Raw genomic sequence first — 15680 nt, 5'->3', positions numbered from 1 at the left:
AAATCATATGTATTTTAAACCGTGCGTCTACTGGGGTCCGTTCTCCGCGCGCGCCCCGGTTAGATGCGTGGATTCGCTGGCCTTGCATCCCTAGCGCTGCTTTCTACAATCCAACTTAACGAACTTGACTGTGCCCAACGACAGGTTCCAGACGTGCACATCGGGACGGCCCCTGATGGCCTCTTCCAGCCGGCCGATCGGGTCGCCGATGTAGCCGCCGGCGCCGGCCTCCAGGCCGCAGACGTCGTAGACCTTGGCGCCCAGGGCGGGGAAGTCCGCATGGCCCGCGTTCAGGCCGTGCGCGCCCGCCACCAGGGAGGCGACGTGGGTGCCATGCTCATGGTCCGTGTCGGGCGGCAGCACGTAGGTCTTCGTGCCGACCACCCACGGCCGCAGATCCGTGGCCGCCGCCGACGTCCCGGTGTCGAAGACAGCCACCGTCGGCAGGCCCTCGATAGGTCGCGCGAGATGAGGCGGCGCGGCCGCGGCGCCAATGGGCCGGCGCGTGGCCGCCGACTGCATGCGCGGCTCGGGCATCAGCCGCCGAAGGCCTGGGAAGGAGAGCAACTGGTCGAACTTCTCGTCGGTGATCTGACCGACCTCCAGCAGGCTCGCGAAGAACCAGCCATGGCGTCCCTGGCGGAAGAACCGGTGCTTCAGTCCAAGGTGGCTCAATAGGCCCTTGACGGCCTCGAATAGCCTCGCGTTGGCTGCGTCGTTGCCGTAGCGGAAGAAGCGCAGCAGCGCCCGACCTTGCGTCTGGACTGCCAGCGTGCCTTCCGGGTTGCGCTGGGCACGCCCCCAAGGCTCGATCCTCGCGATCGCGCTGAGGTTGGCGCGGATCTCCTTGATGTCCCGTTCGAGGATGACGCTGCGCAGGGCGGCGATGCTGGCGCCGTGCGCGCCCACCAGCATCTCTTCGACGCGCTCATGGCCGGCGGGAATGAGGCCGGATTCTTCGACGACCTTGACGGGTCTGTGTGACTTGGCGATGGCCTCGTGGCGAAGCCGGAACATGAGCGGCGCGAGCAGCTGCGGATGCCGATGCAGCCGGCTGTCTTGTTGAAGAAGTAGTCCACGCGCTTGAGCATGCCCGCCTCAAGCGGTATGGGTAGCGCCTTGGCCAGGGCATCCAGGGTCGACTTGAAAGCGACTTGGTCCTCCCTTTGCTCCAGCCGGTAGCTGGGGAAATGCACGATCTGGCTCCGGCGCATGAGCTGGGCGCTGTGGTCCCGGATTTCCAGGAGCTTGTACGTTCCGAGCAGAACGAGGGTGCCGATTCGCCTGAGGCGGCCGGCTACGAGGTCTTCGGCCGCTGCGAGCAGGTGCTTTTGACGCTGAACCGCCGGCGGCATCGGCGAGCTGGCCCTGCTGGAAATGACTCCGAACGCGGCCGACTACCCCGTGCTGCAGGCGACGCGATTCAGTACGCCCCAGGCCCTCGCCGCCCGTGCCGCCGCGCCCGGCGACGACGGCGTGGCCCACCCCTCCAACCAGCGACATGGCAGCGCCTGCTATGCCCCCTTCGAGCACGTGTTGCCCGCCCTCCGCGCGCTGGCGCCTGATCGACCCCGCAACCTGCACCGCTTCATGGCTACGGTGCGCATTCCACTGATCGCGGACACCCATTCCAGGCTGATCGCGGACAGCGTTCCATGCGATCGCGGACACCCTGAGCGGGGTGCCTGAGTGACGGGGCGGATGGTAGGGCAGTTGTCCGCCATCACGCTGGAACGCTGTCCGCGATCAGCGTGGAACGCGCCCAGCCGGGCTGTCCACGCGGCGCGTCAGCGCCGGGTGGGCAACCCGGTGCCGAAGGCGGTCTTGATGCCGCTGGTGGTGCGCCCGGCAGCCTTGTCCACGGCGGCGGCGTCGCCTGCGACGAACAGCCGCCGCGGTGGGCAAGGCGGGTCGGCAGCGCACCATTGGGGGCACGCCGCCGATGCCGTCAGGCCTGCGCCCGGGCCCGGCGCAGTGACTCGCCCTTGAGCGCGATGGTGTGCGCGCTGTGCAGCAGCCGGTCCATGATGGCGTCGGCGATGGTGGGCTCGGCCAGCCAGGCGTGCCAGGCGCTGGTGGGCAACTGGCTGGTGATGAGCGTGCTGCGGCTGCCCACGCGGTCGTCCAGCAGCTCCAGCAGGTCCTGCCGCTCGGGCGCGGTGATTGGGGCGATGGCCAGGTCGTCGAGCACCAGCAGGTCCAGCCGTGCCAACTGGGCCAGACGGCGGCTGAAGCTGCCGTCGCCATGGGCCACCTGCAGCTCCTGCAGCAGCCGCGTGGCGCGGGTGTAGAGCACGCTGAAGCCCTGGCGGGCGGCCTGCTGGGCCAGGGCGCAACCCAGCCAGGTCTTGCCGCAGCCGGTGGCACCGGTGATGAGCACGTTGCGGCCGTGGCGTATCCAGTCGCCGCCGGCCAGGGCGGTGACCAGATGCCGGTCCAGGCCGCGGCTGGCGCGCCAGTCGATGTCTTCCACGCAGGCCGCGCTGACCTTGAGCTTGGCGGCCTTCAGCAGCCGCGCCACGCGCTTGCCGCCGCGCCAGTCGAGCTCGCGCTGCACCAGCAGCGCCAGGCGTTGATCGAAGGGCAGCGCCTCGGCGGCGTGCTGGGTGGCGGTGTCGGTGAGCGCGGCGATCATGCCGTCCAGGCGCAGGCCGCGCAGTTGGTCCAGGGTGTGTTGTTGCAGCATGGGGATGGTGATGTCGGGGTTGTCGGTGGTGGTTGCGGTCGCGGGCGTCGTGTCCGCCATCAGTGGTGGCCGTAGTAGCCGGCGCCACGCACGTTGTCGTGGCTGGGCATGGGCGCGGTGGGGTTGCGGTCCCCGCCTAGTAGCGCGCTGCTCTGCCGATCCAGCCCGCAGGCCAGGATCGACTTGACGCTGCGGTAGTGGGGCGCGCGGATGGACTGCGCACGGGCGCAGGCGGCCTCCAGCCTGTCGTTGCCGTACTCGCGGGCCAGGCGCATCAGGCCCAGGCAGGCGCGGTAGCCCTGCTCGGGGTGCGGGCGGCGCTCCATCTGCCAGCGCACCACGCTGGCGGTGGCCGCGCCGATGCGCTCACCCCAGGCGATGAGCTTGGCCGGCGTCCACTGGGCATGTGCCCGGTGCGAGGCGGGCATGTGCTCGGCCACCGTGGTGAAGCCGCCCACCCGGTCGCTGCGTGCATGGGCGGCAATGCGCTGGCGGCGCAGCAGCACCTCCAGCGTGGTGGCGGTCACCCGCAGCTCCACCGCCGCGCCGACATGCTGGTGCGGCACCGAGTAGTGGTGGCCCTCGAAGGCGACGTGGTAGTCGATGTTGACCCGGGCCGGCTTGAACTGCGCCAGCACCATGGCCTGCGCCGGCAGCGGCTTCAGGACCGGGGCGTCCAGCGCTGCGAAGGCCGACGCCCTGCAGCCGGGCAGTGCCTTGAACGGCCTCTGGTTCAGCGCGGCCAGCAGTTCCCCGATCTTGCGGTTGAGCTCGGCCAGCGTGAAGAAGCGCTGGTGGCGCAACCGCGCCAGGATCCAGCGCTCGACCACCTGCACGCCGACCTCGACCTTCGCCTTGTCCTGCGGCCGACCGGGGCGTGCGGGCAGCACCGCCACGCCGTAGTGCTCGGCCAGCTCCTGCATCAGCCGGGCGGTGACGGGCTCGTAGGCATCGGGATTGGCGATCAGCGCCCGGGGCTGGTCGGGCACCAGCAGCCGCGGCACGCCGCCGATGAACTCCAGCGACCCGATGATGGCGCCCACCCAGTCGGCAGCCGTCTGCTGCCAGGTGGCGCAGGCGTAGGTGTAGTTCGACGCGCCCAGCACCGCCACGAACACCTGCGCGCGGCGGATCTCGCCGGTGGCCGCATCGACCACCGGCACGGTCTGGCCGGCGTAGTCGACGAACAGCCGCTCGCCACCGGGGTGCACCTGGCGCATCGAGCGCTTCTGGCGCTTGACCCAGGCGCGGTACTTCTCGCAGAAGGCGCTGTAGCGGTAGGCCGCGTCACCGGCCCCGGCGCGGTACTCCTCCCACAGCAGTTGCAGCGTCACGCCAGGGCGTGCGAGCTCCTGGTGCAGCACGGCGTAGCTCGGCTCCTGCCGGGTGCTGCTGCGCGGGCGCGGCGGCGGGTACAGGCGGGCCTGCAGTTCGTCGTCGCTGAGGGTGTTGGCCAGCGGCCAGTCCACCCCTGCGTCACGCGCGTACATCGCGATCTCGCTGACGGTGGTCTTGCTCACCCCCAGCGCGGCGGCGACCTGCCGCATGCTCAGGCCGGCGTCGGCCAGCAGTCGAAGTGCTTGTCTGATCTTGCTCATGAGGACCCTTGGTGTGGGCATCGCCTCTCCCGGCCAAAAAGCCGGGCAGCCTATGCCTCGTTGGGTCACTCAGAACACCCCGCCGGTGTCCGCGATCGGCGTGGAACGCTGTCCGCCTTCAGCCTGGAACGGTGTCCGCCATCACAGTGGAATGCTGTCCGCCATCAGAGCGGAACGGTGTCCGCGATGGCGTGGAATACGCAGGTGAGGATTTCGCGGCCATGGAACTCTCTTCTTGCCAGGCGATCAAGTGGGGTGGGCCAGCGGATACAGCACGAGGCCGGCGACTGCGGCTACTGCAACCGTGACAGGCTCGGGCAGCTTTTTGAAGCGCCACAACGCAACCACAGTGGCCAGGGCCAGTGCGGCCGTGACCCAGTCGGTAATCGAACGCTGGCCGATGACGATGACCGCACCCGTGATTGCGCCGATGGCTGCGGCTGTCACGCCGTCGACGAAGGCGACGATGCCGGGCTTCTTGCCATGCTTCTTGAAATACGGCGCCGGCAGTATGGTGAGCAGATAGCAGGGTACGAATGTGCCCATGGCCGCCACGACCGCACCCCAGAAGCCCGCCACCAGATAGCCGATGAAAGCCGTGGTGATGACCACCGGCCCTGGCGTGATCATGGCCACAGCGACAGCATCGACGAACTGGCGGTCGTTGAGCCAGTGGTGATCCTGCACCACGCCTCCGTAGAGAAAGGGCACGATGGCGAGGCCACTGCCGAAAACGAAGCTGCCCGCATAGGCGAAGAAGGCGCCGATCTCGACAAGGCGCGGCCAGTCCACCGCCGAGACGGCGGCGGCGCCAGCGATGGGCGCCGCCAGGGCCAGGCTGTTCAGGCGCCCACCCAGCTTGGGCGGCGCGCGCAACAGCCAGACCAGCACCCCGGCACCCAAGAAGAGCCAGATCACCTCGGACTTCGTGATGACCGTAACGGCCGCGCTGGCCACGAAGATGACCCATAGCAGCTTGTCGCGTCCGACATTCTTGGTGGTCAGCTTGTAGGCGCTCATGGCGATGATGCCGATGACTGCAGCACCGACGCCGTAGAACACCGCCTGCATCCAGGCGATGCCGCCGAAGGCGACATAGGCTGCCCCGATAGCCACGACCATCAGGAAAGACGGGATCACAAAGGCCAGCCCCACCAGCGTCGCGCCCCATGTCCTGAAATGTACGTAGCCCAGGTAGATGGCCAACTGTGCGGCCAAGGGGCCAGGCATCAACTGGGCCAGGGCCATGCCTTCCTTGTAGTCGGCCTCGGAGATCCAACGCCGGTGCTCGACCAGGTCGCGGTACATGAAGCCCACCAGGGCCACCGGACCACCGAAACCCCAAGTGCCCAGGCCGAGCATGTAGGCCACCAGCTGCCAGAGGGTGTATCGAGGGCCGGAATGATCCTGCTCACTCATGCGAGCGTCTCCTTGGCTTGCAGGGGTTTGCCGGCTGCAGCCCAGGCGTCGATGCCGCCCGGCAGGAAGCTGGCTTTGACTCCCTGTGCGCGCAGCTTCAGCGCGGTGGCACGCCCCACCTCATGGCCATAGATGCAATAGACCAGCACCTCACGGTCGGTCGGCATATCGGCCGCCCAGTCCTGCACCGTGGCCGGATCTCGCCAGCGTGCGCCGGGAAGCACCGTGGCGGCTTGCTTGAACATGGCGTCGCGCCGCACGTCAACCACCACCTGCGCGGCAAGGTCCAGCCCGGCGAGATCTGCTGCGGCGCCATCGCTGGCCGCATGTACGGCGTGCTGGTAACGCTCGTAGACCTTGGCCCAGTCAATGTGGGCCATGAAGGCGTCGACATAGGCTCCTGCTGCTGCGCCGTGGTCGAGGTGATAGGCGTGCTCGTACATGTCGAGCGCCAGAATCGGAACTGCGCTGGCCAGGGCGTGGGTGTGATCGGCCGCCCACTGGTTGACGAGGGTTCCCTCGCGCGGCTGGAAGCTCAGCAATACCCAGCCCGAGCCGCCGCCAAGGGCCTTGCCCATCGCGACAAACTCCTCTCGCCAGCGCTCAACGCTGTCAAAGCTGCCCGTCAGTGCCAAGGCCATGGCCGGCGTCATGGCGGGCGGTTCAGGCGCCAGACTGTCGAAGTACAGCTCGTGCAGCAGCATGGAATTCGTCGCAATCAGCTCCTCGCGCTTCAGGCCGTTGAGCTCGAAGCCGGCCAGGCTGCTGGCGCTGGCCTGTGCCAAGGCCGCACGGATGGCATTCAGGCGTTTCACCGCGCCGCCGTAGTTGTTCTGGTGGTGGCTGCGCAGCAGCTCCTCGGACAGGCCTTGGAACAGGCCAGGGTCGAAAGGAAGGGCCGCAGGGATCGCATTCATGACTTCTCCGTCTCGCGTTGAAAAGCGGTCAGCAGGCCGTCGAAGACGCCGGCCGCAACCTGCATGAGCTGGTCGTCGTCTGTGATCGCCTCGCGCATGCCGGCCAGCACGCGCTCGACGCCGGTGGCCTCGGGCGGCTGCACGCCGCCCGCGTCCAGGCTGTGCACTAGCAGGCCAAGGCGCTGCAGCGGGGGCGTCTCTAGACCGAAGCTGGCCAGCAGGGTCTCGAAAGTTACGCGCGCGCCCACGTGGGTGAAGTCCGCGCCATCGAAATCGAAACCGAGCGCGATCCTGGGGCAGTCGCCGGGAGCATCGAGCCAGATGAACCTGGCGTCCGGGTCGATGAAGCGGCGGATTAGCCAGGCGCTGGCAAGGCGGTCCACCCACGGGCGACTGCGGGTCGCCCAGGTACGGCCTCGATAGTCGGCGATGTTCAGCCGGGCAATGCCCTGCTCGACGGCTTGGGGCTCATTGGGCGAGAGCACGCGGTTGGCGTCAAGTTCGAGGGCCTGCAGGGCCGCGTCGGTCTGGCGCTGGGCCTCGCCAGGGAAGAAGTCGATGGCGACGAGCTGCTCCAGACTCTTGCGCAGCTTGCGGCACTGCTTGAGCACGTGCAGGGCGCTGTCCTCACGCAGGTCGGTACGGGCTGCTGCGATCAAAGCGAATAGTTCACCGAACTCCGTCGTGCGGTCAAAGAGCGCGTGGAAATCCTGGGCGTCGCTCTGCGTGGGCATCAGGTGCGCGGTGCCGGAGTTGGCTCGCAGGTCCTCGGCAATGGCCTGCAGCGTGGCTGCGTTCGCACCTGAGTCAGGCAACAGGTAGACACCGTCTCTCAGCACCGCGGCGCCGCAAGACTTGAGCGCCCGCCAACAGCGCATGCGGGCGGTGGCGTTCTCCGTCGGAAGCGAGAGAATCAGTAGCAACCATTTCATTCTGTCAATCTTACTACACCAACGTGAAGCCGCTACAGACTCTTTGAAGCTTGCTGACGAAGGGAGAAGTCGCGAGCCGCAGCGAGGCTGACGCCGAAGACTTCGACTCAGCCAGCAGAGGACAGCGTCTGAGGTTGCGCCGAACTTCGGAGTTCATAGCGCAGCCCGGGAGAATCCCGAATCAGGGGCCGAGTGGTGAACGAAGGAAGAAGCCGAGGGAAGGACAGGCTAGAGTCCAAGCAGGAGGCGGTCAGGCACGTCAAGGCCGGCGGCGCTACTGGAGTGGCGGCCAAGGCCTTGGGGATACGCCCTGGCCCTGTGCAGTTCGCAAAGGTCGCGTTCGAGTTCCTTCACACGCTGCGCCGCGCCGGTCGTCACGGCCCCTCGCACGCCGACATCGACCTGCGCGCGCTCGGCCCATTCGTTAGCGAATGCGGCACGCGCGATGGACTCGTTGGCCGTCCAAAGTGGCGGGTTTTGTCCGCGCCTTGCAGCGGTTCACGTCGAGGCGTTGACGTTGGGTGCGTTCGTCGCTGGCGTGCAGTTTAGAGAGATTTCCGGGGCGCCAATAGCAGCCAAAACCCCAAACATCTACGCAGAATTATTTATATGCTTCAACCACTTACGAGAATTTTTGCATTTTCGGGGGATGGGCAAAAATAGCCAATCTGCGGCCTCGGCCAGCGTGGCGTGCGGCAAGGCTGCCGCCTCGTGAGAGGCGCCGGCGTCGCCGGCCGTCATGCCACGTCCAGTTGCAGGCACAAGAGCATGGCCTGCGCGACGTACTTGCGCACCATGCGGGACGACACGCCCAGCGCGTCGGCGACTTCCTGGTCCGTCATGCCGCAGGCCTGGGCCAGCACGAAGGCCTGGGCGGCGCGGGCGGACAGGCCTTGCAGCAGCCGGTCGATGTCCTGCAGCGCCTGCAGCACGGCCGCGTGGTCCTCGGCGGAGACCGCCAGGCTTTGTGGCTGTGCGGCCAGCGTGTCCAGCCAGGCTTGCTCGATCTCCCGGCGGCGCCACAGGTCCACGCACAGGCCCTGGGCCAAGGTGCGCAGGTAGACACGTGCCTGTGGCGCGCTATCGAAGCGCAAGGGTCGGCGCAGGAGGCGCACGAAGGCGTCCTGGGCGAGGTCCGCTGCGTCGGCTGCATTGCCCAGCCGCCGACGTAGCCAGGCCTGTAGCCAGGCGTGGTGATCGCCGTACAGCGTGGCGATGGGTGGCGGTGCGGGATGGGTCGAGGCGCTCACGTCACTATGGCCTGGCAGCACGACGCGTCGGGAAGCGCGCAGCCGCTACGGTGGATTCTTTAAATGCGAATGGTTCGCAATTGTGCCATGTACATTGGTATGTCTATTGTTTACATAATGCACATTGTCGATTTTCTTCGGATGGCGGCGCCGCTAGGATGACGCGATGAAAAAGTTCGCCACCTGGAACGTCAATTCACTCGCCGTCCGTCTGCCGCAGTTGCTGGACTGGTTGGCCGCGCATCCGGTCGATGCCCTCGTGTTGCAGGAGACCAAGCTCACCGACGACAAGTTCCCCACGATGGAGATCGGCGAAGCCGGCTACCAGGTGCAGTGGTTCGGCCAGAAAACCTACAACGGCGTGGCGCTGATCAGCCGTGAACGGGCCGAAAACGTCGTCAAGAACATCCCCGGGCTGCCCGACGAGCAGGCCCGAGTCATTGCCGGCACGGTGGGCGGCGTGCGCGTCATCGGCGGCTATTTCCCCAACGGCCAGGCACCGGGCAGTGACAAGTTTGCCTACAAGATGAACTGGCTGAACGGGCTGCGCCGCTGGCTGGCCGATGAGCTGAAGGCGCACGAGCAGTTGGTGCTGATGGGCGACTTCAACATTGCTCCGGATGACCGCGATGTGTACGACCCGGTCGCTTGGGCGGGCCAGATCCACTGCACCGCCGAGGAGCGGGAGCATTTCCAGCAGCTCTTGAACCTGGGGCTGTCCGATGCGTTCCGCATTTTCGATCAGGCGCCCAAGAGCTGGAGCTGGTGGGACTACCGCAACCTGGCCTTCCGCAAGAACCAGGGACTGCGCATCGATCACATCCTCGTCAGCGAAGCGCTGAAGCGCCGCGTGACAGCCTGCGAGATCGACAAACAGCCGCGCCGAAACGAGCGGCCCAGCGATCACGCCCCCGTCATCGTGACGCTGCAGGACTGAGTAACCGCCCTAGGCCCGGTGGGCCATGAAATGGGCTACCAGGGCGTTGGCGTGACCATGGCCCAGGCCATGCTCGACCTTCAGCAGCCCCACCAGTTCCATGTGTTTGAGCGGCCCCGCCGCGGCGAGGATCTGCTGCCAGTGGTCGATGGGATGGCCGTATTTCTTCTCGATGGATGGGAAGTAGGACGCCGGCCCCTTGACGGGCGATGCTGGGCTCATGGGAAGTCTCCTCGGGTGGTGCTGAGACGACGAACGAAGCGCGCTCCTCTCGACAGGCTGCGCGTCAGATGGCGTCGAGATTGGCCTGCAGCTGCTCGAAGAAGCGGCCCACATGCAGGCCATCGCAGAGCGCGTGGTGAACGTCCACGGCGACCGGCATCAGCAGCCGGGCGCCCTCCTCCTTGAATCGCCCGAAGGCAACCTTGGGCCTGTCGTCGCCCTTGCCGCGGGCGTGCGTGAAGGCAGTGAACGCAAACCAAGGCAAGGCCGTCATGTGCACGGTAGCCAGCGGATCGCTGCCACCGGGCTCGTCCGCCGCCGACAGGCTGCCGCTGGCTTGCCGCACACGTTCCAGATGGGGTCTCGCCCGCTCGGCAAATGCGGCTAGCGACGGATCACGGACCAGGGTGATGAAGCCGAAGCTGCCGTCGCTGCGAAGCACCGTCGTGCTGGCGTGCACGGCACCGAACTCATGCACGCCCTGATCGGCCGGCAGCAGGGTCTGGCGCATGGCCGGTACGCTGTTGGCCGCCTCCAGTGCAGCATGGTGATAGGCCAGCCAGGGCGTGGCGGCATGCCGCAGCGCACGCTCGCGCAGGCCCGTCACGTCCACTGGCACGGTGACGCTGAAGGCCGGCTGGGCCATGTGGCGGAAATGTTCAAGGGCCGCACGTCGCGGCCAGGCATCCAGGGAAATATGGCGATCTTGCATGGGCGACATGCTCGCACGCCCGGCGCAAAAAAAGCCCAGGCCGCCCTCAGCGCCCTGGGCCATGCATGAAAACGGTCAGCGGGCCGGGCCTCAAGCGGCGGTGCCCGTCTGCCTCATGCCAAAGTCATTGAGCGCGCGCTGCAGTTCGTCGGCGCGCTCCTGGCCCAGATCCCCAGCCAGCCGACTGGCCGGCGTGCTTCGGATCTGGCCGATCTGGTTGTAGCCCAGCGTCTTGGCGCAGGCCAATGTCCGCGAGGTGATAGAAAGGCACTCCAGGGGCGCTTGGTCTGCGAGGCTGATCAACTTGGCGTAGGTCTCCGCCGAGATGGGCACAGTGCTGGCCTTGGAGTTGGGAGCGTTCGAAGGCGAGGTCACGGTTGCGTGCAGTCGCTTGACCGCATTCGGTGATTGACAGCCGCTTGACCGACCGGAGTAGGCAAACATGTGAACCACTGCGGCAAGCAGATCGGTAGTCAGCTCCCGAGTCGAGGAATGCCGAAGAGTTCGTAGATCAGGTCGATGAGTTCCATGAGGGGCTCCTTGGAGTCGAGAGCAGTTGGCTTGGAACGAACTGTCTCTTTTTTTCTCCCCCTAGAAACCTAGCAAGTCTTCCAGGTTGTCTACCGCTAAAGAACCCCAGCGGCTACACAACGAAGCACCGCTTGATGCTTCGAGTTGACCTGAAGCTTGCGCATGACGTTGGCCAGGTGGAAGTTCACTGTCTTCTCGCTCATGGCAAGAATCACGCTGACTTCCCAAGCCGTCTTGCCTTGCGCGGTCCAGCTAAGAACGTCCATCTCCCGTTTGGTGAGCTTGGGCAATTCGACTTGCAGCTTGGGACTGAGCAGGCGGTCTGCGGCGGTCAACGCATGTGCGGCGAGCAGTTGCAGGCCAGCGACGAGTTGCATCAAGGCTGGCCCAGAGGCAGGAAGCGCTTCGTCACGGTCCACACCGAGGAGAAAGTGTTTGTCTCCGGGCAGATGCAGTTTGACGGCGATGCCGTTTTTGTATCCGTATGGGGCTTGCATCTCCCAGAGCTCCCCCACGCCGGCATTTACGTACGTGGCCTGACTGTAGATGATCGGCACCGTATGGTTCATCAAGTGCTCCGTGACTGGATCACGTAGCGCTGCGTCTCGGTCGTGCGTGGCCTCGAGGTAAGCCTGAGGAATGTTCCCGTAGACAGTGATCTGCCGCTCCGGATCTTTCAGCACGCCTCTCATCAGCGAACCTGAAATGATCGGAAACCCCATCGCATCAGCCGTCGCCACCAGCCGACGCTCGAAGCTCTCGAAGTCCTCGCTCATGCCGACATCGATCAGTTGCTGATAGTTCATTTCCGGGGCTGCCATACCTGACAAGTCTGCCAGCTTGTTGTACCCCTCACCGGAAAACGAGACTGCCTCCCGTTCGAATCACACGACCGCGAGGTGCTGACCATGTCATCCCTGATCCGCCTGCCTGAAGGCAGTGTCTGCTGGCCCGTGGGGGCCCTCTCCAGTGCTGCCCAGGACGTGCACCATGCGCAGACCCGCATCGCCCGCGGTGCCGACAACGCCCCATTTCTGAGTGGCATCACGCGTTGGGAGCGTCGTTACGCCGACATGCTGGCCTGGGTGGAATGGAATTGGGTCGAGATGGACGAAGGCACCGTGGTGCAGGCCGACCCGCTGAACGTGCGCTCCAACGTGCTTCTGCTGGACGAGCGCGGCCGGCCGCTGCTGTCGTCGCGGCGCCGGGCGACGCTGGCCACGCTGGTCTACCTGCTGCCCTGGCAGGGTGCGGTGCTGGACGAGTTGCGCCAAAGCGCCCCTCAACGCCGTGTGTCGGCCTCTGCGGCCGCGCCCATGCGACTGGCGGCCTGAACCGAAGTGACACTCCGGCCGGGCGGCGCTGCGCAGAATCGGCGGCTCCACACTTGAGTTGCCCCCATGTCCGCCACACCCGACCTTGACGAAACCCTCGCGCGCTGGCGCGCCGACGAAGCGGCCGTGCGCGCCCGCCTGATGCCGCAGGTCGGCGTGGCGTCGCCGGCATTGTTGGCCGGCAAGACCGGGCTGCAGCAGATGCAGGCCATGCTTGACGGCCTTGCGCCGCGCGCGCCCATCGGCGAGACGCTGGATTTCATGTTGATCTCGGTCGCCGACGGCGAGGCCGTCTTCCAGGGGCAACCCCAGGAGAAGCACTACAACCCGCTGGGCAGCGTGCATGGCGGCTGGTTCGCGACGCTGCTGGACTCAGCGCTGGGCTGCGCTGTGCACACGACCCTGCCGCCGGGGCGCGCCTACACGACGCTGGAGTTCAAGGTGAACCTCGTGCGCGCGCTGACGGCGCAGGTCCCGCTGGTGCGGGCGACGGGGCGCGTGGTGCACCGCGGCCGCCAGGTGATGACGGCCGAGGCCGAGTTGGTGGGCCACGACGGGCGGCTGTACGCACACGCCAGCACCACCTGCCTGTTGTTCGACAGGCGCGGCGACTGACGCCGCGCCGCGCGTTCAGGCGCCGCGCAGGGCGGCCGCCTCGGCGGCCAGGCGCGTGATGCGGCCCCAGTCCTTGGCGTCGATCGCGTCCTGCGGCGTCAGCCACGAACCACCACAGACCTTGACGTTGGACAGCTTCAGGAAGTCCGGCGCCGTCTGCAGCGAGATGCCGCCGGTGGGGCAGAACGCCACGTCAGGGAACGGGCCGCCAAGGGCCTTCAGCAGGTTCACGCCGCCCACCGCCGTCGCCGGGAACAGCTTCAGGAAATTGAAGCCGGCCGCATTGGCCTGCATCACTTCCGACGCGGTGGACACGCCCGGCAGCAGTGGCAGGCCCTCGGCCTTACAGGCTGCGGCCAGCGCGTCGGTGTAACCGGGACTGACGCCAAACACGCAGCCGGCGTTCTTCGCGTTGGTGACGTCCTGCGGCGTGCGCAGCGTGCCGGCGCCGACGATGGCACCGGGCACCTTGGCCATGGCTTCCATGGCCTGCAGCGCGACGGGCGTGCGCAAGGTCACTTCGAGCACCTTGATGCCGCCGGCCACCAGGGCTTCGGCGAGAGGCACGGCGTCTTCCAGGCGTTGGATGACGATGACGGGGATGACGGGGCCGTGGCTGGCCAGGCTCAGGGTTTCAAGCATTCTTTGATTCTCACAACCAGGTGACAGCGCCCTCTTCGGCACTCAGCACGTTGCGTCGCAGACCTGCGAAGAGTTCGCGGCCAAGGCCGTGCGCGTTGACGTCGGCTTCGGCGGACGCCAGCGTCACGTTCTCGCGCGCGGCCCACTCGGCATCGTCCACCAGCGCGGCCAGCACGCCGTTGACGGCGCAGACGCGCACGACGTCGCCGTCACGCAACTTGGCCAGCGGGCCGCCGGCCAGCGCCTCGGGGCTGACGTGGATGGCCGCAGGCACCTTGCCCGACGCGCCGCTCATGCGGCCGTCGGTGACCAGTGCAACGCGGAAGCCCTTGCCCTGCAGCACGGCCAGCGGCGGCGTCAGCTTATGCAGCTCGGGCATGCCATTGGCGTGCGGGCCCTGGAAGCGCACGACGACGACGACGTCCTTCTCCAACTCGCCGTTCTTGAACGCGGCCAACATGGCCTCCTGCGTCGTGAAGATGCGGCAGGGTGCCTCGATGGTGTGGCGGTCTTCCGGCACTGCGGAGGACTTGATGACGGCACGGCCCAGGTTGCCGTCCAGCAGCTTCAGGCCGCCAGTGGCGCTGAACGGCGCGCTCGCGGTGCGCACGACGCTGTCGTCGATAGGCGCGGCCGGCAGCACTTCGCGCACCACCTCGCCGCCCTGCCCCACCGCACGCGGCACGGTGGTGTAGGGGCGCAGGTTGTCGCCGCCCACGCTCAGCACGTCCTCGTGCATGAGGCCGGCATCCAGCAACTCGCGGATGACGAAACTCGGGCCGCCCGCGGCCTGGAACTGGTTCACGTCAGCGCTGCCGTTGGGGTAGACGCGCGCCAGCAGCGGCACGACGCTGGACAGGTCGGAGAAGTCCGTCCAGTTGATCAGGATGCCGGCCGAGCGCGCGACGGCGACCCAGTGGATCAGATGGTTGGTGGAGCCGCCAGTGGCCAGCAGCGCCACCATCGCGTTGACGATGCAGCGCTCGTCGACGACATGGCCGATCGGTTTGGCAGCCTTACCGGCCACGCGGCCGGAGATGTTGAGTGCCGTCGCGACGGCCTCGCGCGTCAGTGCCGTGCGCAGGTCGTCGTGCGGGTGCACGAAGGCGCTGCCGGGCACGTGCAGGCCCATGGCTTCCAGCAGCATCTGGTTGCTGTTGGCGGTGCCGTAGAAGGTGCAGGTGCCGGCACCGTGGTACGCGGCGGACTCGCTCTTCAGCAGTTCGTCGCGGCCCACCTTGCCCTGCGCGTACAACTCGCGCACCTTGGCCTTGTCGCTGTTGGAGATGCCGGTGCCCATGGGGCCGGCCGGCACGAACACGGTAGGCAGGTGGCCGAAGTGCAACGCGCCGATCAGCAGGCCCGGCACGATCTTGTCGCAGATGCCCAGCAGCAGCGCTGCATCGAACACGTCGTGCGTCAGCGCGATGGCCGTGCTCATCGCGATGGTGTCGCGCGAGAACAGGCTCAGCTCCATGCCCGGCAGGCCCTGCGTGACACCGTCGCACATGGCCGGAACGCCGCCAGCCACCTGCACGGTGGCGCCCAGGCGATGCGCCTCGGCGCGGATCTGCGCCGGGTAGTCTTCGTAGGGCTGGTGGGCCGACAGCATGTCGTTGTAGGCCGTGACGACGCCGAGGTGCGGCGCCTTCTCGGCCACGATGCGCAGCTTGTCGTTGGCCGGCAGCGCCGCGACGGCGTGCGCCACGTTGGCGCAGCCCATGCGTTCGAAACCGCGCTGGCGGTTGTTCATCTGGGCGATGCGGGCAAGGTAGTCACCGCGCAGCTTGGCGCTGCGCTCGCGGATGCGGGCGGTGACTTCGTTCAGGGTGGTATTCATCTCTGGTCTCCGGGCGCCTCGGCGTTCGTAACCGGGCGTTGAGAA

General features: G+C 67.0%; 17 protein-coding genes. 4 read left to right on the top strand and 13 right to left on the bottom strand.

Annotation, left to right across the window (positions count from 1 at the left end; genetic code table 11):
- Positions 1–90 precede the first annotated feature (90 nt).
- Positions 91–1017, bottom strand: coding sequence for a S8 family serine peptidase (locus ACG0Z3_RS11030; RefSeq protein WP_394397546.1), 927 nt, complete (start codon positions 1015–1017; stop codon positions 91–93).
- Between the two features lie 360 nt (positions 1018–1377).
- On the opposite strand from ACG0Z3_RS11030, the gene ACG0Z3_RS11025 reads away from it, so the two are divergent.
- Positions 1378–1689, top strand: coding sequence for a hypothetical protein (locus ACG0Z3_RS11025; protein WP_394397545.1), 312 nt, complete (start codon positions 1378–1380; stop codon positions 1687–1689).
- Between the two features lie 259 nt (positions 1690–1948).
- On the opposite strand, the gene istB is transcribed toward ACG0Z3_RS11025, so the two are convergent.
- The 6 genes from istB to ACG0Z3_RS10995 form a co-directional block, all read right to left on the bottom strand.
- A complete protein-coding gene (gene istB / locus ACG0Z3_RS11020) occupies positions 1949–2686 on the bottom strand; it encodes an IS21-like element helper ATPase IstB (RefSeq protein ID WP_394397783.1) in 738 nt (245 codons plus the stop codon).
- A gap of 59 nt (positions 2687–2745) precedes the next feature.
- Complete coding sequence (gene istA, locus ACG0Z3_RS11015; protein ID WP_394397544.1) at positions 2746–4305, bottom strand: IS21 family transposase; 1560 nt, start codon at positions 4303–4305, stop codon at positions 2746–2748.
- 225 nt (positions 4306–4530) lie between these two features.
- The gene (locus ACG0Z3_RS11010; protein WP_394397543.1) at positions 4531–5703 is read right to left on the bottom strand and encodes a chromate transporter; all 1173 of its coding nucleotides are present in this window, start codon (positions 5701–5703) and stop codon (positions 4531–4533) included.
- A complete protein-coding gene (locus ACG0Z3_RS11005; protein WP_394397542.1) occupies positions 5700–6620 on the bottom strand; it encodes a Fe-Mn family superoxide dismutase in 921 nt (306 codons plus the stop codon). The genes ACG0Z3_RS11010 and ACG0Z3_RS11005 overlap by 4 nt, the downstream gene beginning before the upstream one ends.
- Entirely contained in the window at positions 6617–7498 is an 882-nt protein-coding gene (locus ACG0Z3_RS11000) for a chromate resistance protein ChrB domain-containing protein (protein WP_474101445.1), read from the bottom strand. The genes ACG0Z3_RS11005 and ACG0Z3_RS11000 overlap by 4 nt, the downstream gene beginning before the upstream one ends.
- 791 nt (positions 7499–8289) lie before the next feature.
- Positions 8290–8802 carry a sigma-70 family RNA polymerase sigma factor gene (locus ACG0Z3_RS10995; protein ID WP_394397540.1) on the bottom strand — a complete coding sequence of 171 codons (513 nt, stop codon included), beginning with the start codon at positions 8800–8802 and terminating at the stop codon, positions 8290–8292.
- A 166-nt stretch (positions 8803–8968) separates the two neighbouring features.
- Here ACG0Z3_RS10995 and xth point away from each other — a divergent pair, with 166 nt between their 5' ends.
- Positions 8969–9739, top strand: coding sequence for an exodeoxyribonuclease III (gene xth, locus ACG0Z3_RS10990; RefSeq protein WP_394397539.1), 771 nt, complete (start codon positions 8969–8971; stop codon positions 9737–9739).
- Positions 9740–9748: 9 nt separating this feature from the next.
- Here the strand turns inward: xth and ACG0Z3_RS10985 are convergent, their stop codons facing one another.
- The 4 genes from ACG0Z3_RS10985 to ACG0Z3_RS10970 form a co-directional block, all read right to left on the bottom strand.
- Complete coding sequence (locus ACG0Z3_RS10985) at positions 9749–9961, bottom strand: DUF4287 domain-containing protein (RefSeq protein ID WP_394397538.1); 213 nt, start codon at positions 9959–9961, stop codon at positions 9749–9751.
- 64 nt (positions 9962–10025) lie between these two features.
- On the bottom strand, positions 10026–10673 hold the full coding sequence (locus ACG0Z3_RS10980) for a CatA-like O-acetyltransferase (protein WP_394397537.1): 648 nt from the start codon (positions 10671–10673) through the stop codon (positions 10026–10028).
- Between the two features lie 90 nt (positions 10674–10763).
- Complete coding sequence (locus tag ACG0Z3_RS10975) at positions 10764–11117, bottom strand: hypothetical protein (protein WP_394397536.1); 354 nt, start codon at positions 11115–11117, stop codon at positions 10764–10766.
- Positions 11118–11299: 182 nt separating this feature from the next.
- On the bottom strand, positions 11300–12010 hold the full coding sequence (locus ACG0Z3_RS10970; RefSeq protein ID WP_394397535.1) for a helix-turn-helix transcriptional regulator: 711 nt from the start codon (positions 12008–12010) through the stop codon (positions 11300–11302).
- Between the two features lie 102 nt (positions 12011–12112).
- On the opposite strand from ACG0Z3_RS10970, the gene ACG0Z3_RS10965 reads away from it, so the two are divergent.
- Together ACG0Z3_RS10965 and ACG0Z3_RS10960 are read left to right on the top strand one after the other, a co-directional pair.
- Positions 12113–12538 (top strand): hypothetical protein, encoded by a 426-nt coding sequence (locus tag ACG0Z3_RS10965; RefSeq protein ID WP_394397534.1) that lies wholly within the window; start codon positions 12113–12115, stop codon positions 12536–12538.
- Between the two features lie 66 nt (positions 12539–12604).
- On the top strand, positions 12605–13153 hold the full coding sequence (locus ACG0Z3_RS10960; protein WP_394397533.1) for a PaaI family thioesterase: 549 nt from the start codon (positions 12605–12607) through the stop codon (positions 13151–13153).
- 15 nt (positions 13154–13168) lie between these two features.
- On the opposite strand, the gene eda is transcribed toward ACG0Z3_RS10960, so the two are convergent.
- Both eda and edd read right to left on the bottom strand, forming a co-directional pair.
- Positions 13169–13795, bottom strand: a complete 627-nt coding sequence (gene eda / locus ACG0Z3_RS10955) for a bifunctional 4-hydroxy-2-oxoglutarate aldolase/2-dehydro-3-deoxy-phosphogluconate aldolase (protein ID WP_394397532.1) — start codon at positions 13793–13795, stop codon at positions 13169–13171.
- 10 nt (positions 13796–13805) lie between these two features.
- Positions 13806–15635: a phosphogluconate dehydratase gene (edd, locus tag ACG0Z3_RS10950; RefSeq protein ID WP_394397531.1), complete on the bottom strand. Its 1830-nt coding sequence runs from the start codon at positions 15633–15635 to the stop codon at positions 13806–13808.
- Between the last annotated feature and the right edge of the window lie 45 nt (positions 15636–15680).

The organism is Pelomonas margarita (assembly GCF_043555875.1).
Taxonomy (GTDB): Bacteria; Pseudomonadota; Gammaproteobacteria; order Burkholderiales; family Burkholderiaceae_C; genus Pelomonas; species Pelomonas margarita.
This window is presented reverse-complemented; position numbering and strand designations above follow the sequence as displayed.